An 18,223-nucleotide genomic window follows, 5' to 3' on the forward strand; every position below is an offset into this window, starting at 1 on the left:
TCGCCGAACATGTCACCACGTACCGCACAAGCCGGCTTATGAGGTTATCGATGAAGCACTGCCCACTCGCTCGACAGCTGTTCGTCCCCGGTATTCTGGCCCTGGCGGTGTTCGCCGGCAGCGCCCAGGCCGCCGCGCCACTGCGCCCGCCCCAAGGTTTCTTGGCCCCGGTAGACAAGGTCAAAGAGGGCAACAGTGGCAAAGGCTGCGCCGCCGTACCGACGCCCTATACCCAGAGCCTGCAATTTCGCAGCAAGTACGAAGGCTCTGATAAGTCGCGCTCTACCCTCAACCCTGAAGCCGACAAAGCCTTTCGCAGCGCCACCCATGACATCAACGACATGGAGAAAGGCACCTCCAAGCTCGTGATGGACTATATGCGCGATGGCCGCGCCGACGAGCTCGACTGCACCCTGAGCTGGCTGACCACTTGGGCCAAGGCCGACGCCTTGATGTCCAAGGACTTCAACCACACCGGCAAGTCAATCCGCAAATGGACATTGGCCAGCCTGTCGTCGGCCTATCTGCACCTGAAGTTTTCCGCCAGCCACCCGCTGGTGGGCCATGAACAGGACGCACAAGTCATCGAGGCCTGGTTCGGCCGCCTGGCCGATCAAGTGGTCAGCGAATGGGACAACCTGCCGCTGGACAAGACCAACAACCACTCCTACTGGGCGGCCTGGTCGGTGATGTCCACGGCAGTGGTGCTCAACCGTCGCGACCTGTTCGACTGGTCGGTGAAAGAGTTCAAGATCGGCGCCGATCAGGTCGACCCCCAGGGCTACTGGCCCAACGAGCTCAAGCGCGACCAGCGCGCCCTGGCCTACCACGCCTACGCCATGCAGCCCATGGCAATGATCGCCAGCTTCGCTCAGGCCAATGGCGTCGACTTGCGCGCAGAAAACAACAGCGCCCTGCTGCGGGTTGGTCAGCGAGTGGTGGCCGGTGCGAAAGACCCGTCGATCTTCCAGAAGGTCAACGGCAGCGAGCAGGACATGAGTGAGCTGGAAACCACCAGCAAATGGTCGTGGCTGGAACCTTGGTGCAGCTTGTATAACTGCGACGGCGACGCCCTGGCCCGCAAGCGCGAAGGCGAGCCGTTCAAGACCTTCCGCCTGGGCGGGGACGTGACCAAGGTGTTCGATCCGGCCCATGAAAAGGGGAATGGGTGAGGGTCTGTGGTGCGTGCCTTGAATCGACCCTGCTTCCACAGAGGTTGCTCGTGAAGTCACTACTCATTGGTCAAAACTGACTGGAGCCAACCCTGATGGTCTTCTCCTCCAATGTCTTCCTGTTCCTGTTCCTGCCGGTGTTCCTGGCGCTCTACTACCTGAGCGGCCTGCGCTATCGCAACCTGCTGTTGCTGCTGGCCAGCTACGTGTTCTACGCCTGGTGGCGGGTGGACTTTCTGGCCCTGTTCGCCGCCGTGACCTTGTGGAACTACTGGATCGGCCTCAAGGTCGGCGCGTGCGGCGTGCGCACCCGCTCGGCACAGCGCTGGCTACTGCTGGGCGTGGCCCTGGACCTGGGGGTGCTGGGCTATTTCAAATACGCCAACTTCGGCGTCGACAGCCTCAATGTGATTGTCGCCAGTCTGGGGTTGCAGCCGTTCATCCTTACCCACGTGCTACTGCCCATCGGGATCTCGTTCTACATTTTCGAGTCCATCAGCTACATCATCGACGTGTACCGGGGCGACACCCCGGCCACCCGTAACCTGATCGACTTCGCCGCCTTCGTGGCGATCTTTCCGCACCTGATCGCCGGGCCGGTGCTGCGCTTTCGTGACCTGGCGGAACAATTCAATAGCCGCACCCACACCTTGGACAAGTTCGCCGAAGGCTGCACTCGCTTCATGCAGGGCTTCATCAAGAAGGTGTGCATCGCCGATACCTTGGCGACCGTCGCCGACCATGCCTTTGCCCTGGCCAGCCCCAGTACCGGCGACGCCTGGCTGGGGGCGCTGGCCTACACCGCACAGCTGTATTTCGACTTCTCCGGTTACAGCGACATGGCTATCGGCCTGGGCCTGATGATGGGCTTTCGCTTCATGGAGAATTTCAAGCAGCCCTACGTCAGCCAGTCCATCACCGAGTTCTGGCGGCGCTGGCATATCAGCCTTTCAACCTGGCTGCGGGACTACCTGTACATCACCTTGGGCGGCAACCGCGGCGGCACTTTCAAGACCTACCGCAACCTGTTCCTGACCATGCTGCTGGGCGGCCTGTGGCACGGCGCCAACATCACCTACATCCTCTGGGGCGCCTGGCACGGCCTGTGGCTGGCCATCGAGAAAGCCATGGGCATCGACACCCGGCCCAAGGGGCTCAACCCGCTGCGCTGGGCGCTGACGTTTCTGCTGGTGGTGACCGGCTGGGTGACCTTCCGTGCCGAAGACCTGCACGTGGCCGGGCGCATGTACCGGGCGATGTTCAGCTTGAGCGACTGGCATTTCTCGGAACTGACCGCCGCCAGCCTCACCGGCCTGCAAGTGGCCACCTTGATTGTCGCCTACCTGACGCTGGCCTTTTTTGGTTGGCGCGATGTGTACAGGCCAGCGGACCGCGCCCCGGTCAGCGGCGTTGTGCAACCGGTCACCGCCCATGCCCTGGTGCTGCTGTTGTTCTCGGCAGCGATCCTGAAACTGTCGGCGCAAAGCTTTTCGCCGTTCCTGTACTTCCAGTTCTGAGGGCCGGCCATGACGCGTTCCTGGCAGATCATCTATATCAGCTTGTTTCTGGGCTTGTTGCTGGCGCTTGGAGGCTGGTCGCTGCTGAGCTTTGCCAGCTTTCAGCGCACGGCGCCCATGACCGTGCTCAACGGCCGTCTCGCCCAAGGCCTGCAGAGCCATTACGACGAGCAGTTCCCGATCAAACGCCTGGGCACCAACCTCTGGGCGGCCTTGGACTATGGCCTGTTCAAGGAAGGCCGACCCGGTGTGGTACTGGGTCGCGATCAGTGGTTGTACAGCGACGAAGAGTTCAACCCGATGGCCGACGCCAAGCAGTCCGAATCCAGTAATCTGGCGCTGATCCGGGGCGTGCAGGCCACCTTGGCGCAGCACCATGTGCAGTTGGTGCTGGCCATCGTCCCGGCCAAGGCGCGGTTATATCCTGAGCATATCGACGGACCGGGGCCGGCCGCCTTGCATGACGATTTGTACCAGCAGTTCCATCGCCAGGCGCAGCAGGCCGGCATCTTTGCCCCCGATCTGCTCGGCCCGTTGCAGCAGGCCAAGGCCCAGGGGCCGGTGTTTCTGCGCACCGACACGCACTGGACGCCCATGGGCGCCGAGGTGGTGGCACACAGCCTGAGCGAGGCGGTCCACGCCCACGCTCCCCTCAGCGGCGAACCGCAGACCTACGTCACCGACAGTCAGCCAGCGGCGCCGTACAAAGGTGACCTGACCACCTTCCTGCCCCTTGATCCGTTGTTCAGCAACCTTCTGCCGCCACCGGACGAACTGGCTCAGCGCGCCACCCATCTGCAACAGGCGGCCGCTGCCAGCGATGACGCCCTGTTTGCCAATACCGACATTGCCGTGGCCCTGGTCGGCACCAGCTACAGCGCCAACCCTCATTGGAATTTCCTCGGTGCCTTGCAGCAGGCGCTGCACAGCGACGTGGTCAATTACGCCGAGAACGGCCACGGGCCGATTTTGCCGATGCTTGAATACCTGCAGACAGACGCCTTCAAAAACAGCCCGCCGCAGGTGCTGATCTGGGAATTCCCGGAGCGCTACCTGCCCATGAAGAACGACTTGAGCGACTTCGACCCGAACTGGATCGCCGGGCTGAAAAAAGCTGAGGCCGGCACCGCGAACCTGGCCCTGGGCCAGACCAACTGATCGCACCGAGAGAAATCACCATGAAGACCCGAACTGTCATTCGTACTGCTGCCACGCTGATTGTCGCCATCAGCGCCGCGTCCGCCATGGCCGCCAGCGACTCGGCGTTATACGGCCCGACGGCGCCCAAAGGCTCGACCTTCGTGCGCTTGTTCAACGCCAGCAACAACGAAGTCAGCGCCAACGTCGGCAGTGCCAACCTCAACGACGTCGCGCCGCTGGCCAGCAGCGACTTCAGCTTCCTGCCGCAGGGCGATTACACCGCCAGGGTCGGCAGCGGCTCGTTGCCGGTCAAGCTGGCCGCCGACCATTACTACACCCTGGTCAGCTACGGCAGCGCCGCGCCGGTGCTGGTGGAAGAGGCGCCGTTCACCAACAAACAAAAATCCCTGGTACGCCTGCAGAACCTCAGCGACCAGCCGTTGGCCCTGAAGACCGCCGACGGCAAGACCGACGTGGTGGCCAACGTTCAGGCCAAAGGCACCGGGCAACGAGAGATCAACCCGGTCAAGGTCAGCCTGGCGCTGTATGACGGCGACAAGAAAGTCAGCGACCTCAAGCCGGTGGCGCTGGAGCGTGGCGAGGCGTCGGTGTTGTATGTGACCGGCAGCGCGGGGAATCTGGCGCCGGTGTGGGTGGTAAGGCCGGTTTCGGCGCGGTGATCAGCAAGGATACGACGAGCTTTGCAGGACCGAGCTTGCTCAGGAAATGGACGCCGCGCCATGGCTGACACATGCTGGCGCCTTCTTCCCGAGCGAGCTCGGTCCTGCAGATAGCGCGGTGCTATGATCGCAGCTCGACTCATGGCCAAAGTGCACGTCCATGCTCATCGGCATCGCCCTTCTCCTCATCTGGCTCGTCCTGCTCCTGCGCTACCCGGCCAAGGCCTTGCCCGTATCGCTTGCCGCGCTGTGCGGGCTGGGGCTCGTGGCGCTGTGGGTGGCATGGCTGGACATCCATGAGGAGCATCAGCTGGCGCGGCTGGAATTACGCATGAGCTACGCGCCGGAGCAATGCCCGGCGGATCGACCGCTCCAGGTTCGGTTAACAAATGGCAACACAATTCCCTTGGTGGAATTGCGCTGGCGGGTGGCCGCGTCGGCGCCGGGAGACACCGTCAATCTGGTGGAAAACGACTACGATGGGCCCCGCTACCGTGGGCCTGGCAGCCTCCAGCCGGGCGCCAGCTGGAGCGACTGTGTGCCGTTGCCGACGCTGCGTCCGGGCTATCGCGCGCAGACCCTCGAGTTTCATGCCGAGCGATTACAGGGTAGTTTCTCCGGCTGAATCATCGCCTTGAGAGAAACGTCACCATGTCGATAGTGTTGATCACCGGTTGCTCCAGCGGCATTGGCCGCGCCCTGGCCGATGCCTTCAAGGAAGCGGGCCATGAGGTCTGGGCCACAGCGCGCAAAGCCGCCGATGTGGCAACACTGCAAGCGGCCGGGTTCACCGCCCGGCAGCTGGACGTCAACGACACCGAGGCCTTGAGCGCCTTGGCCGACACTCTGGAGCAGCAAGGCGGCCGGCTGGACATCCTCATCAACAACGCCGGCTACGGCGCCATGGGTCCGTTGCTGGACGGCGGGGTCGAGGCGTTGCAGCGCCAGTTCGAAACCAATGTGTTCTCGGTGGTCGGTGTCACTCGCGCGCTGTTCGAACCCCTGCGCCGCAGCCGCGGCCTGGTGATCAACATCGGCAGTGTTTCCGGTGTGCTGGTGACGCCGTTCGCCGGTGCCTACTGCGCCTCCAAGGCGGCCGTGCAGGCGCTGAGCGACGCCCTGCGCATGGAACTGGCGCCCTTCGGCATCCGCGTGCTGGAAGTGCAGCCCGGCGCCATCGATTCCCGCTTTGCCGACAACGCCAGCGCCGAGGCTGAATTGCTGATCGCCGAGCAGTCGCCCTGGTGGCCGTTGCGCGAGGGCATTCGGGCACGGGCGCGCGCCTCGCAGGGTCGGCCGACGCCGGCCCGCGAAGTGGCGCGACACGTGCTCAAATGCGCAGAAATGCCCCGGGTGCCGAGGCTGCTGCGGGTCGGCCATGGCTGCCTGGCGCTACCGTTGATGGCGCGCTGGCTGCCCAAGGGCTTGCTGGAAGGTCTCTTGCGGGTGAAATTCGGCTTGAATCGGCGGTTGTGATCGCAGGCTCCCGCAATCAGGCCCCCCATCACCAGACCGAACTGCTGTTGACCCCAGGGTTGACCACCACCGTACAGGTGGTCCCCGCCGCCAGCAGCATGCCCGCCGGCACCGAATCGATGTGGATGCGCACCGGTACACGCTGGGCCAGGCGCACCCAGTTGAAGGTCGGGTTGACGTCGGCCACCAGTTCACGGCTTTCCGGGTTGTCGCGGTCATAGATGCCGCGCGAGATGCTCTCCACATGACCCTTGAGCAACTCGCCGCTCATCATCTGCATGTCCACTGGGTCGCCAACGTGCACGCCCGGCAGCTTGGTCTCTTCGAAGAAGCCATAGACCCAGAACGAGTTCTGGTCCACCACCGCCATCTTGGCGTCACCCACCCGGGCATAGTCGCCAACGTGCACATTGAGGTTGGTCACGTAGCCATCTACCGTCGCCAGGACCTTGGTGCGCTTGAGGTTGAGCTCGGCGGCTTCCAGCTGGGCCTGGGCCTGCTGGTAATCAGCCAAGGCCGCGCTGGCGGTGTTGTTGGCGTCGTCTCGGTTCTCTTTGGAGATGACCAGGTTATCGAGGTCGGCACGGCGGCTTGCGTTCACCTTGCGCATGTCCCAGGTAGCTTTGCGCGACGCCACCAGCGACTCGGCCTGCTTGACTGCAATTTCATAATGCTCGGGGTCGATCTGCAGCAGCAGGTCGCCCTTTTTCACCGCCTGGTTGTCGTGCACCGGCACGTCCACCACGTAGCCCGCCACATCGGCGGCGACGTTGATGATGTCGGCACGCACGCGACCGTCGCGGGTCCAGGGGGTGTCCATGTAATGCACCCAGAGGACCCGACCGATCACCAAGGTGAGGGCCAGAACAAGCAAGGTGCCAAGCAGGCTGAAGAAGCTTTTCATCGATCGGATCTCAAGGTAATCGGTCAGCGGTAAACAGTCAGCGCCATGGCGCCGAAGATGCAGAAGAACAGACACAGACGCAGCAGCGCCGGGTGCCAGAAGAAGCGGTAGACGTTCAGCGCCGCCAGAAAGCGGTCCAGCGCCCAGGCGAGCACCAGGGCCACGAGGAACATCACGGTGACGATGGGCATGTACACGCCATGGAAGGCGATTTCACGAGGCATGGCGGTTTTCCAGTGAAGCCAGTGGCGATTGCGGGTCGAGCAGCGAACTGCGGATGAAGTGCAGGTAACTCAGGATACGTCGCAATGCCGAGGTGTCGAAGTGCGGGGCGAACGGCTCGGGCGTGGCCTGGACCCGCTCGATGGCCAGGTCCACTGCCAGCAGGCTGCGCTCGCGGTTGCCGGCGCTGGGCTTGATGAACAGCCGCACCAGCGAGCGGCCCATGGCTCGGTTGGCCTGGCGCCACGGCTGGTCTTCGGCATAACACGGGTGCGCTGGCAGTTTTTCCTGCTCGCGGCGCAGCTCGATCACTGCGTGGCCCACTTCCTGGACCGAAAACATCCAGTTCAACAGGCTGCGCTGCACCTGCGGCTTGCCCGCTGCCAGGCCATACGCCTGATTGAGCACATCGCGGGTACGGCTTTCGAAGGCCGAACCCAGGCCGCGCAGCTTGCCGCTGACGGCGAACACCACCAGCGCGCGCAGGTCCTGCTCCATGCGGTTCCACAACCAGCGGCTGTTGGGCGGCAGAATGATCGCGCCGGCAGCGGCGGACACCAGCATGCCCAGGACCATGGCGATGTAGTCGTTGATGAAGTTGTAGGCGTTATAGACCGTCAGGTTATCGGGCACCGAATTGATCGAGAAAAAGATCAGCAGGCCCAGACCATAGCCGGCGTATTGTGGCCGCGAAGCCAGGAAGGCGCCCAACATCAAGACCGGCGCCAGCATCACGCACAGCAACGGGAAACCGTCGATGTGCGGATAGAGGTAGAACATCTCGATAAAACCGGTCACCGCGCCGAATGCCGTGCCGCCGGCCATCTGGTACGCCATGCGTTTAGGATTGGGCGACGAGGCGGAAAGTCCCAGTGTTGCCGCCGCCACCAGCATCAGGCTGGCACCGCTGGCCCAGGCTGTGGCGATCCAATAGCTGCCCAGGATCAGCACGATGGACGAGCCGCGTACCCCAGCCGCCAGGGACGCCAGCCAGTTGGTCTGGGCGGTGAACGGCTCGTCCCAGTTTTCCCGCTCATGGCGGTGCTGGGCCAGGGACGCGTGGGTCTGGGCGTAGCCGTGCAATTCGTCGACGAAGCGATAGAGCAATTCGAAGGCGGTGTTGAAATCCAGCAGGTCGTGTTCCGTGGGCGCCTGCTCCACGAACGTCTCGCGCAAGCCCCTCACCTGCCCGCGGAAGGCGGCCTTGAACTGTGCCAATTGCTCGGCCAGGCCCACGGCATCATCGGCGGTCAGCAAGCGTGCGCTGAAACTATCCATCAGGTGGACCAGTGGCGCCAGCCCCGGCTCGACCGCTGCCAGTACCTCGACGCGGCCGTTGAGGCGAATGCGCTCCAGCAGCTGATGCAAGGCGTTGAAGCGGGTGGTGAGGGTCATGAACTCACTGTTCAGACGGCTGACCCGACCACTGCGCCGACGCATGTGCGGGTCTTCGAAGGCGACCACGCCACGCAGTCCTTCCAGGCCCACGGCCTCACTGACCAGACGCTGGTTGGTGCTCTCGAACACCTCGCGGGGAAGATCGCCGCGCAAGCCTTTGGCGACGAAACCGGCAAAGTTGCCAAAGCGCTGGTACAGGCCATTGCGCAGCGAACCGCTGGCCGATTGGGGCAGAATCGCCGCGCTGACTACCGTGGACACCACCAGCCCGAGCGAGATTTCCAGCACTCGCCACACGGCGGCCATGAAGGCGCCGTCCGGATGCATCAGGACCGGCAGGCCGACAAAGGCCGCGGTGTACCCCGCCAGCACGAAGGCATAGCCGCGAAAGTTGCGATGGCGCACGGCACCGGCGGTGCACAGGGCGATCCACAGGGCCAGGCCAACGAGAAACAGCTCCGGCACCTGGGCAAACAGGGCAATCAACAGCACCGTGAACGCAGAGCCGGCCAAGGTGCCGATGAAGCGATAGACGCTCTTGGCGAACACATGCCCGCTCTGGATCTGCATGACGATGAACACCGTGATCATCGCCGTGCGCGCCTGGGGCAGTTCCAGGCGCATGGCCAGCCACAGAGTGATGAACGCCGCCAGCAGCACCTTGAAGATGTATACCCAGGTCACGCCGTCGCTGCGCAGCCACTCATTGAAACCACGTCGCCACTCCAGGCGCCGCCAGCTGGCGATGAGCGTGCTCATGGCTTGAACCGGTCCATCAATTTGAGGCTGGCGGGGGTCGGCGGTACTTGCGTGGTTTTCGCCTCGGGGCTGTCGTCGCCCGCGTGCAGGCCGCCACCCAGGGCGGTGATCAGCTCGGCGTTGACGCTCAGACGGCTGGCCTGCACTTGCTGCTCGATCTGCTGCTGGCGGAACAGCATGGACTGGGCGTTGAGCACATTGAGGTAGTCGGTCAGGCCGCGCTTGTAGGCCACGGTGGCAATGTCATAGGTCTTGCGCGCCGAGGCCACCGACTGCGCGGCATAGTCCGCCTGTTTGGCCATGGAGCGACGGCGGATCAACTGATCGGAGACACTTTTCAGCGCGTTGACCAAGGTCTGGTTGTACTGCTCGACAGCGACGTCATAACCGGCCGAGGCCTCACCCAACTGACCGCGCAGACGGCCGCCATCGAAGATCGGCAAGCTCAAAGCGGGACCTGCGGTGTAACCGAACTTCGAGCCCTTGAGGAATTCCAGCATGCCACCGGCGGTGGTGAAGTAGCCGAGGCTGGCAGACAGGTCGACGTCGGGGTAGAAACCGGCCTGGGCGACTTCGATACCCCTGGCCTGGGCCGCTACCGCCCAACGGCTGGCGACTACGTCAGGGCGCTGGCCGAGCAACTGCGCCGGGACCGCCGAAGGCAGTTTCAGGTCAGCCGCCAGCGACAGGCTCGGGCGTTGTAAATGGGCGCCTTCGCCTGGCCCTTTACCGGCCAAGGCCGACAACTGGTTGGCGCTCAAGGCAATTTCTTCATCAAGGCTGTCGATCTGACGCTGGGTTTCGGGCAACGGCGTTTCGGCTTCGCTGACTTCGAAGTGCGTGCCGATTCCGCCATCCAGGCGCTTTTGCGCCAGTTGCAGGATCTGCTGCTGTTGGCCGAGCATGGCCTGGGCGATATCACGTTGCGCATATTGCAACGATAGCTGGATATAAACCCGCACTACGTTGTTTTCCAGCTCAAGCTGCGCCTGACGCGCCTGGGCCACTGTCATGTGGGCCATGTCCAGCGCGCGTTCGGTGTTGTTGCGCTCGCGGCCCCAGAAGTCCAGCGAGTAACTCAGGCCCAACGTGGCGTTATCGTCCCAGGTAGTGGTGTTGCCCAAGGTGCCGGGGCCATAGAAGTTGTCTTCAGGCCAGTCGTGACGCTCGATGGTGGAGTGGGCTGTCACTTGCAAAGACTCCGCCGATTCCACCACACCGGCCATGGCTTTGGCCTGGCGTACACGAGCGGCGGCCATGGCAATGGTCGGGCTGCCCTGCACGGCTTTTGCCACCCACTGGTTCAATTGCTCATCTCCATAGGCCCGCCACCACTGGCTTTGCGGCCAATGGGCATCCTGAGCAGCCTGCGCAATGGCCGCATCGGTCGCCAAGGCGTTCGCCGCCACGGCATGGTCCTGCGGTGCGATACCGTGGGTGCCGATGCAACCTGTCAGAAAAAGAGATAATAACAAGGGGCTGAAAGCATTCAGCCGAGAAGCGATCCGAGACGGCACTGCGATGAGTTCCAGGGTGAAGAGCAAGGGGGACGGCGGTTGTGGCCGCAATTCTAGGGGACGGACAGGGTTACGATAAGCGGGGCCATCCGCGATTGTTTGTTACGAAAAAAGCGATAATCGGTGTTCAACAGCAGGATTTCAATTGTAACTTCATGCGACAATTTGCCCATCGTTCTCGAGAGTGACCCATGGACACCTTGCAAAACATGCGCGCCTTCAGCTGCGTGGCCGAGGCCGGCAGTTTCACGGCTGCTGCCGCACAACTGGACACCACCACGGCTAACGTTTCCCGGGCCGTATCAAACCTCGAAGCGCACCTGCAAACTCGCCTGCTCAACCGCACCACCCGTCGGATTGCCCTCACCGAGGCGGGGAAACGCTACTTGCTGCGCTGCGAACAAATCCTCGCCTACGTCGAAGAGGCCGAAGCCGAGGCCAGTGACGCCCATGCCCGTCCGGCCGGGCAACTCAAAGTGCACACCATGACCGGCATCGGCATGCATTTCGTCATCGACGCCATTGCCCGCTACCGCAAGACCCATCCGGACGTGACCTTCGACCTGACGCTGGCCAACCGCGTGCCCGACTTGCTGGACGAAGGCTACGACGTGTCGATCGTACTGGCCAGCGAGCTGCCGGATTCGGGCTTCGTCTCCCAGCGCCTGGGCATCACCTACAGCATCGTCTGCGCCTCGCCGGATTACGTGAAAGCCAACGGAGTCGCTCGCACCCCATCGGACTTGCGCGGCCATGCCTGCCTGCGTCTGATCAGCCCGGTGGTGCAATTGGAAAAATGGCTGTTCGACGGGCCCGAAGGCCAGGAAATGGTCAACATCACCAACGCGCCGTTTCAGGTCAATTCCGCCGATGCCATGAAAACCGCCATCATCAGCGGCATGGGCGTGGGGGTCTTGCCGATCTATGCCGCCATTGACGGCCTGCGCAACGGCACTTTGGTTCGCATGCTTCCAGACTATCGGCTGCAGGAGTTGAACCTGTACGCCATCTATCCATCGCGGCAATACCTGGACGCCAAGATCAAGACGTGGGTCGAATACCTGCGCGGCTCGCTGCCGGACATTCTCGCAGCGCATGAGGCGGACCTGAAGAACCACGAGCTGTCGTTCGCGGTTTGATCCTCGCCGCGGGGGAATGTTAGCGTGCTGGCTTTCTCCTGCGCCGAGCCATCACGTCATGAAAAAAACCGTACTCGCCTTCAGCCGTATCACCCCGCCCATGATCGAACGCCTGCAACAGCAGTTTGACGTGATCGTGCCGGACCCGAAAAAAGGCGACATCGGCGCCCAGTTCGACGAAGCCCTGCCCCATGCCCACGGACTGATCGGCGCGGGCCGCAAGCTGGGTCGCGAGCAGTTGGCCGCCGCGGTGAAACTGGAAGTGGTCAGCAGCGTGTCGGTGGGCTACGACAACTACGATATCGGCTATTTCAACGAGCGCGGGCTGATGCTCACCAACACCCCGGACGTACTTACTGAAAGCACCGCCGACCTGGGCTTTTCGCTGATCATGAGCAGCGCCCGGCGCGTCGCCGAACTGGACGCCTGGACCAAGGCAGGGGAATGGAAGGCCAGTGTCGGCCCAGGTCATTTCGGCAGCGATGTGTACGGCAAGACCCTGGGCATCGTCGGCATGGGCAACATCGGCGCCGCCATCGCCCGCCGCGGTCGTTCAGGCTTCAACATGCCGGTGCTGTACAGCGGCAACAGCCGCAAGACCGACCTGGAGCAGGCGCTTGGTGCACAGTTTCGCAGCCTCGACCAGTTGCTGGCCGAGGCCGACTTTGTGGTGCTGGTGGTGCCCCTCAGCGACAAGACCCACCACCTGATCAGTCATCGGGAACTGGCTTTGATGAAACCCGGTGCGTTCCTTATCAACATTGCCCGTGGGCCGATCGTCGACGAACCGGCACTGATCCAGGCACTTGAGCAAGGCACCATTCGCGGCGCCGGGCTGGACGTCTACGAGACAGAACCACTGAGCGACTCGCCGCTGTTTCGCCTGAAGAATGCAGTGACCTTGCCGCACATCGGCTCCGCCACCACTCAGACCCGTGAAGCCATGGCGGACCGTGCCGTCGGCAACCTGACGGCGGCCCTGCTGGGCGAACGCCCACAGGACCTGGTCAATCCGCAGGTGTTCAAGGGCTGAAGGCCTGCTAAGCCAGTTTCACCTTCGACGCGGGGGCCGCTACGGGGCGCCCCTTGCGAAATACCAGCACATTGCCCGCCATCACGGCCAGCAGCCCCACCAGCGCGGGCGCTGTCCACTGATAGCCCTCCATCACCGCCGACACGTTCAAAGCCACCAGCGGGAACAGCACCGTGCAATAGGCTGCGCGCTCAGGGCCCATGCGTCCGACCAGGGTCAGGTAGGCCGTGAAGCCAACGACAGAGCCCGGGATGACCAGGTAGAGCAGTGAACCGATATAGCGCTGATTCCACTCGATACTGAAGGGAACGCCTTTGAACAGGCACCAGGCACCCAGCATCAAAGCGCCATAGAGCATGCCCCAGGCATTGGTGGTCAGTGGCCGCAGGCCGTTTTTCTGTTGCAGGCTGGAAAGCATGTTGCCGGCCGAAAAGCACAGGGTCCCCAGCAGCGCAAGACTCAGACCGATCAAGGTCTGATGGCTGGCTTTGCGCGCCGCCAGTTCAGGCCAGAACAGCAACCCCAGGCCCAGCAGGCCCAGGGCGCCACCGGAAAGCACGTTGCGGGCGATCTTCTGACCGAAGAACAGTCGTGAATTGAGGGCGTTCCACAGGGTGGCGGTGGAAAACACCACCGCCACCAGACCGCTGGGCACCCATTGGCTGGCATTGAGAAAGCAGATGAAGTTCACACAGAACAGGCACAGCCCTTGGGCCAGACAGATCAAGTGTCCACGCCGGTTCATCGGTTGCAGGCGGCGGCTGATGAGCAGCCAGGCGAACAGGATCAGCGCAGCCAGACCGAAGCGGTAAACGATCGACGCTTCGATGGCGACGTTGCCCAATTGCAGCTTCAAGGCGATCCAGGTGGTGCCCCAGATCAGCACGGTGAGGACATACAAAACTAGATTCATGACGCAGGCTCCTGATGGGCGGTCAGTGTGCGATGCCCGGCGATCCGATCCTTGCGAAAACTTGCGCTTTTTCCATACCAGCGCTTCACGCGAGAGAACAGTGCGATAGGATGTGCTTCGAGGTATTGACCATGTCCCGGCTCCAGCACATCCAGGTTTTCCAGGCACTGAACAGCTCCCCCCACGCGCGACTCGAGCAAAGCGCCGAGCTGGGCGATGGCATGGTCGCGGCGCTGTGGAGCAATCACCATGATGCCCAGGAATACCAGGCACCCAGCCATCACACCCTGTCCTGCTACCTGGCCGGTGGCACCGGAACCTTTCGCCGCGACCAGCCGGGGCTCAAGGGAGCGCCCGACAAACTCTGCGTGATGCCGGCCGAGCACCCGTCGGCCTGGGTCATCAACGGCGAGATTCGCCTGGCACACCTGTATTTCAGCGCCGAGCAATTTGCCTTGGGTTGTGTCGGGCTACTGGACCGCGAGCCTCGAGAGATGCAGCTGCGCGAACACACGTTTCTCGACGATCCTCAACAAGCCCGACGTTTTCGCCGTTTGATCGAACTGGACTGGCACGAGCCGGGTGAACGGCTGCTGACGTCGGCGCTGGCCCATGAAATGCTCGGACATGCCTTGCTGACCCAGGTCGGGCAGCGGCAGGGGGTTCGGGTCAAGGGCGGGCTGGCCGCGCATCAGCGGCGTCAGCTGCGCGATTATATCGAAAGCCATCTGGCCGAGCCGTTGAGCCTGGGTTTGCTGGCAGCGCTGTGCAACCTGTCCGAATACCACTTCGCGCGGATGTTCCGCCACAGCTTTGGCGTGCCGCCGCACCAATACGTGCTGCACCGGCGTCTGGCGCGTGCGTGCCGGCTGCTCAAGGACGATCGCTTGGCGCTCGGAGATATCGGCCTGACGTGCGGTTTTGCCAGCGCCAGCCATTTCGGCAATCGCTTTCGCCAGGTGCTGGGCGCGACGCCAAGCGTCTACCGCGCGGCCTGGCTGGGAGCGGGCGAGAAAGTGAGCGGCGAATCGACCACACTGCGTTAGTTTAGTTACCAAATATTTATATTTTTAAAGGGGTTGAATTGTTTGCGTCGGTGCCTGACCTTGTAAGCAAGAGGCGCCCATTTCCATCTGGCGGATCTCTTGTGAGCTAGCTGAATAAGGATTAACCATGCAAATCCAGGTCAATAGCGATAATCACATTCAAAACAGCAGCCGTCTGGAGGACTGGGTCGGTAGCACGGTCCAAAGCACGCTGGAACATTACGAAGAAGACTTGACTCGAGTCGAGGTCCACCTCAAAGACGAAAATGGCGACAAGCCTGGCACCCACGACAAACGCTGCCAGATGGAAGCCCGTCCGAAAGGCCACCAGCCCATCTCGGTGACTCACACTGCCGCCTCGCTGGATCAGGCCGTGGAAGGCGCCGCCACCAAGCTCAATCATGCGCTGGAGCACCTGTTCGGCAAGCTGCGCGCCCCTCGGCGTACTGCCAACACTGAAATCCCGGCCGTCGAGGCACTGGACGTCGGCCATGCCGACGACCTGCTCGAAGAGGAATTCCTGGCCAAGGAGCGCGCCCTCGACAGCTAATGGCATGTCGTTGAGTTGCAAAAAAAGCGAGCCCCCGGGGGCTCGCTTTTTTTTGGCGTCTTGATCCTGACCAAAAACCGGCACGTGACTTGCTAGGTCTATGACAGGAGCAGGCGATGTGTATTTGCCAGGAAGAGCAAACGACTCGTCAGTGGTCTGGGCGGCGAACTTATTTCAATACCCCCCAGTCAATTACTGCAGGTCTTACTTACCAGGTGCATAACATGGACAATCCCTTCCAGATCATCAGTGAAGCCTTTCAGCCCGAATACCGGGTCAACCTTAGTATCCAGCGCCTGGACGGCAGCATCATGCTGACCTTGTCCAACGAGAGCGGTGTGGTGGCCAAGCGCATGATCAGCGCCGCCCAACGTAACGACCCCCAGCGCTTGCACCGCCTGATCGAGAGCATCCAGTTCGGCATCGCTATCGAACAGGGTCACAGCGCCATGGAAATTCTTGCGGCCATGACCGACAGCGACAACACCAAGTTGCTGGCTCAGCCCGGCAAAAGCTGGACCAGCCACCGCACTGCCCTCGCCGCCGGCCTTTGAGCCCGCGCAAAACGCCTGGATCAAGCGACCATGGCCGCACCGTTCGTCGGTGCGGTGGGGTCCGCATACTGCCCCATTAAGACCTTCTGCTGCACCGCGCTGACGGATATTGGTGCGAATCATGGCGTCAAACTTCCCCCTTCTCCTCAGTCACTGCGCCTTTGACCGGACTCAGCGGGTCGGGAATCTTTGCCGAAGGGTATTTGGCCGACGCATAGCGCACCACGAGAATCGATACAGCCAGCAACAGGATCGCACCGGTCAGATAGACCACTCCCAAATCCGCCGGACCGTGGTGCGACACGTCGGAAATCAGCAGTCGGGTCAGCGCGGTAATGGCCACGTACAGCAGAAAGCGCACCGGCATATGGTTGGTCTTGAAATAGATGCCGACCATGGCACCTAATTCCAGATAGATAAACAAAAGCAGAATGTCATCGACAGTGATATGGCCCTTTTCCAGCATGTCCAGAAAGGCCACGACTGCGGCCCAGGCCGTTACGGCACCAATGGCGAACAGCGCCAGGTAGTGGAAGGTTTCGACCAGCAGGTTGCCCAGCGACTCGGCGAGGCCATGCACCCGGTGGCGCAACGATCCGGCCCAATTCAGTTTCACGTGGTTGATTCCTTCTGCGAGAGCGCGAGAGCGGATGCTATGTGCGCGGCTTGGTTCATGCAAGGACGCTGCCCACTGCAGGAGAGACACCGCGCTGGTCAAAGGGAATTTTTTACCTTAAGATCTTCACTGTACAAACAACCAGTAGTCTACAGTAGCTGCTGGCCGGTCAGATGGACACGTGTTCGCTGACCGAACCGGGACACCCCCGCCCCTACTGCACTTGAATACGAGGCCGAAAATGGCTGTTGAAACCCTGTATCGCAGTACCCGCGATTTGGAGACTACTTTCGTGGACCGCAAACTAGCCGACGCACACGACCAGATGCTTGAGCTTGCCGAGTTGCTCACCCAGGTCCTGCAAAAGAACGTCACCGGGCTGAGCGAACAGCAGGCCGAAGATGCAGGCATCTTCATGGCCAAGAACCGCGCCGTATTTGCCGCTGCTTTCAAGGGCAATGCCAGCACGCTGAGCGAGTTGTAAAGCTAGCGCCCATATATCAAGCGCTCCGCCAGCATTTCAGCCACCGCTGCCGGTGAGCGCTTTTCTGCCTGCGCATGGCCAAAGATCTCGGTCAGGCGCTTGGCAATGTTGGCCAGATGCGAAGTAATGGCGGTGAGCGGTTCGCCCGCATGGGTCAGCGCAACATGTATCAAGCCACCGGCGTTGATCACATAGTCGGGCGCATAGAGTATTCCTCGGGACTCCAGCTGATCTGCCACTTGCAGGTTGCTTAGCTGGGTGTTGGCGGCACCGGCCACGGCCGCGCAGCGCAACTGCGCCACGCTCTGGCTGGTGAGTACGGAGCCGGTGGCACAGGGGGCGAAGATGTCGCATGGCGTTGCCAGCAATGCCTCGCTGGCAACCGGGTGAGCGCCCATCTGCTCCATGGCCAGGCGTACTTTACCGGCATCCACATCACTGACCAGCAACTCGGCGCCCGCGGCGTGCAGATGTTCCGCCAACGCGAAACCGACACTGCCCAAACCCTGAACAGCGATACGCAGGCCTTCCAGGTTGTCACTGCCCAAGCGCGCCATGGCGGTCGCCCTGATGCCCGCGAATACCCCCAGCGCGGTGTGCAGCGATGGGTCGCCAGAGGCGGTTGTGCTGGTGACATGGCGGGTGGTCTGGGCAATGCAGTCCATGTCGGCGGGCGAGGTGCCGCTTTCAATGGCCGTGATGTAGCGCCCGTCCAGGCTGTCGACAAAACGTCCGAACGCCTCGAACAAGGCGGCCCGATCGGCCACATGGGCACTGCGGATGATCACCGCCTTGCCTCCGCCCAGTGGCAGGCCCGCCAACGCCGCCTTGTAGCTCATGCCACGGGCCAGGCGTATCGCGTCGGCCAACGCACTCTCGTCATCGGGATAAGCCAGGTAACGACAGCCGCCCAGCGCAGGGCCTCGGTCGCTGTTGTGAATGGCGATGACCGCGCGCAGCCCCGTGGCCGCATCCACTGCCAGGTGCAGTGCTTCACCGCGTGTGCTTTGCATGAGCGCAAACATGGGCCTGGCTCCGTCATCTTATAGTTGTCCACCGAGTATAGGCTGCCACTGGCAAAGCATCCCCTGTAACAGCTCGGT

General features: G+C 62.3%; 19 protein-coding genes. 12 read left to right on the top strand and 7 right to left on the bottom strand.

The window, feature by feature from the left end; translation table 11 throughout:
* Positions 1-50: 50 nt before the first annotated feature.
* The 6 genes from HB675_RS00980 to HB675_RS01005 all read left to right on the top strand — a co-directional run bounded on the left by HB675_RS00980 (position 51) and on the right by HB675_RS01005 (position 5,985).
* Positions 51-1,172: a mannuronate-specific alginate lyase gene (locus HB675_RS00980; protein WP_213875218.1), complete on the top strand. Its 1,122-nt coding sequence runs from the start codon at positions 51-53 to the stop codon at positions 1,170-1,172.
* 95 nt (positions 1,173-1,267) lie between these two features.
* Positions 1,268-2,689, top strand: a complete 1,422-nt coding sequence (locus HB675_RS00985) for an MBOAT family protein (protein WP_213875219.1) — start codon at positions 1,268-1,270, stop codon at positions 2,687-2,689.
* Between the two features lie 9 nt (positions 2,690-2,698).
* Positions 2,699-3,847, top strand: coding sequence for an alginate O-acetyltransferase (locus tag HB675_RS00990; RefSeq protein WP_213875220.1), 1,149 nt, complete (start codon positions 2,699-2,701; stop codon positions 3,845-3,847).
* A 20-nt stretch (positions 3,848-3,867) separates the two neighbouring features.
* Entirely contained in the window at positions 3,868-4,509 is a 642-nt protein-coding gene (locus tag HB675_RS00995) for an alginate O-acetyltransferase AlgF (RefSeq protein ID WP_213875221.1), read from the top strand.
* Between the two features lie 160 nt (positions 4,510-4,669).
* The gene (locus HB675_RS01000) at positions 4,670-5,134 is read left to right on the top strand and encodes a multidrug transporter (RefSeq protein WP_213875222.1); all 465 of its coding nucleotides are present in this window, start codon (positions 4,670-4,672) and stop codon (positions 5,132-5,134) included.
* A 26-nt stretch (positions 5,135-5,160) separates the two neighbouring features.
* Positions 5,161-5,985, top strand: coding sequence for an SDR family oxidoreductase (locus HB675_RS01005; RefSeq protein WP_213875223.1), 825 nt, complete (start codon positions 5,161-5,163; stop codon positions 5,983-5,985).
* A 28-nt stretch (positions 5,986-6,013) separates the two neighbouring features.
* Here HB675_RS01005 and HB675_RS01010 read toward each other — a convergent pair whose 3' ends face one another.
* From HB675_RS01010 to HB675_RS01025, 4 genes are read right to left on the bottom strand one after another with little or no spacing between them, the layout of a single operon-like run.
* Positions 6,014-6,889 (bottom strand): HlyD family secretion protein, encoded by an 876-nt coding sequence (locus HB675_RS01010; RefSeq protein ID WP_213875224.1) that lies wholly within the window; start codon positions 6,887-6,889, stop codon positions 6,014-6,016.
* Positions 6,890-6,912: 23 nt separating this feature from the next.
* Complete coding sequence (locus HB675_RS01015; RefSeq protein ID WP_213875225.1) at positions 6,913-7,113, bottom strand: DUF1656 domain-containing protein; 201 nt, start codon at positions 7,111-7,113, stop codon at positions 6,913-6,915.
* Positions 7,103-9,268 carry an FUSC family protein gene (locus HB675_RS01020; protein ID WP_213875226.1) on the bottom strand — a complete coding sequence of 722 codons (2,166 nt, stop codon included), beginning with the start codon at positions 9,266-9,268 and terminating at the stop codon, positions 7,103-7,105. The genes HB675_RS01015 and HB675_RS01020 overlap by 11 nt, the downstream gene beginning before the upstream one ends.
* The gene (locus HB675_RS01025; RefSeq protein WP_213875227.1) at positions 9,265-10,785 is read right to left on the bottom strand and encodes an efflux transporter outer membrane subunit; all 1,521 of its coding nucleotides are present in this window, start codon (positions 10,783-10,785) and stop codon (positions 9,265-9,267) included. Before HB675_RS01025 ends, HB675_RS01020 begins: the two co-directional genes overlap by 4 nt.
* A 191-nt stretch (positions 10,786-10,976) precedes the next feature.
* Between HB675_RS01025 and HB675_RS01030 the strand changes: the two genes are divergently transcribed.
* Both HB675_RS01030 and HB675_RS01035 read left to right on the top strand, forming a co-directional pair.
* Positions 10,977-11,924 (top strand): LysR family transcriptional regulator, encoded by a 948-nt coding sequence (locus HB675_RS01030; protein WP_213875228.1) that lies wholly within the window; start codon positions 10,977-10,979, stop codon positions 11,922-11,924.
* Between the two features lie 58 nt (positions 11,925-11,982).
* The gene (locus HB675_RS01035; RefSeq protein ID WP_213875229.1) at positions 11,983-12,957 is read left to right on the top strand and encodes a D-glycerate dehydrogenase; all 975 of its coding nucleotides are present in this window, start codon (positions 11,983-11,985) and stop codon (positions 12,955-12,957) included.
* A gap of 7 nt (positions 12,958-12,964) precedes the next feature.
* Here the strand turns inward: HB675_RS01035 and HB675_RS01040 are convergent, their stop codons facing one another.
* Entirely contained in the window at positions 12,965-13,870 is a 906-nt protein-coding gene (locus HB675_RS01040; RefSeq protein WP_213875230.1) for a DMT family transporter, read from the bottom strand.
* A 131-nt stretch (positions 13,871-14,001) separates the two neighbouring features.
* Here HB675_RS01040 and HB675_RS01045 point away from each other — a divergent pair, with 131 nt between their 5' ends.
* The 3 genes from HB675_RS01045 to HB675_RS01055 all read left to right on the top strand — a co-directional run bounded on the left by HB675_RS01045 (position 14,002) and on the right by HB675_RS01055 (position 16,020).
* A complete protein-coding gene (locus HB675_RS01045) occupies positions 14,002-14,916 on the top strand; it encodes an AraC family transcriptional regulator (protein WP_213875231.1) in 915 nt (304 codons plus the stop codon).
* A 127-nt stretch (positions 14,917-15,043) separates the two neighbouring features.
* Positions 15,044-15,466: an HPF/RaiA family ribosome-associated protein gene (locus HB675_RS01050; protein ID WP_213875232.1), complete on the top strand. Its 423-nt coding sequence runs from the start codon at positions 15,044-15,046 to the stop codon at positions 15,464-15,466.
* Between the two features lie 224 nt (positions 15,467-15,690).
* Positions 15,691-16,020, top strand: coding sequence for a DUF3509 domain-containing protein (locus HB675_RS01055; protein WP_213875233.1), 330 nt, complete (start codon positions 15,691-15,693; stop codon positions 16,018-16,020).
* 127 nt (positions 16,021-16,147) lie between these two features.
* Here HB675_RS01055 and HB675_RS01060 read toward each other — a convergent pair whose 3' ends face one another.
* On the bottom strand, positions 16,148-16,636 hold the full coding sequence (locus tag HB675_RS01060) for a phosphate-starvation-inducible PsiE family protein (RefSeq protein ID WP_213875234.1): 489 nt from the start codon (positions 16,634-16,636) through the stop codon (positions 16,148-16,150).
* Positions 16,637-16,877: 241 nt separating this feature from the next.
* On the opposite strand from HB675_RS01060, the gene HB675_RS01065 reads away from it, so the two are divergent.
* The gene (locus tag HB675_RS01065; protein ID WP_213875235.1) at positions 16,878-17,120 is read left to right on the top strand and encodes a YebG family protein; all 243 of its coding nucleotides are present in this window, start codon (positions 16,878-16,880) and stop codon (positions 17,118-17,120) included.
* Between the two features lie 2 nt (positions 17,121-17,122).
* On the opposite strand, the gene HB675_RS01070 is transcribed toward HB675_RS01065, so the two are convergent.
* Positions 17,123-18,145, bottom strand: coding sequence for a Glu/Leu/Phe/Val dehydrogenase dimerization domain-containing protein (locus tag HB675_RS01070; protein WP_213875236.1), 1,023 nt, complete (start codon positions 18,143-18,145; stop codon positions 17,123-17,125).
* Positions 18,146-18,223: the final 78 nt, after the last annotated feature.

The sequence above is a fragment of the Pseudomonas sp. dw_358 genome, assembly GCF_018449655.1.
Classification (GTDB): domain Bacteria; phylum Pseudomonadota; class Gammaproteobacteria; order Pseudomonadales; family Pseudomonadaceae; genus Aquipseudomonas.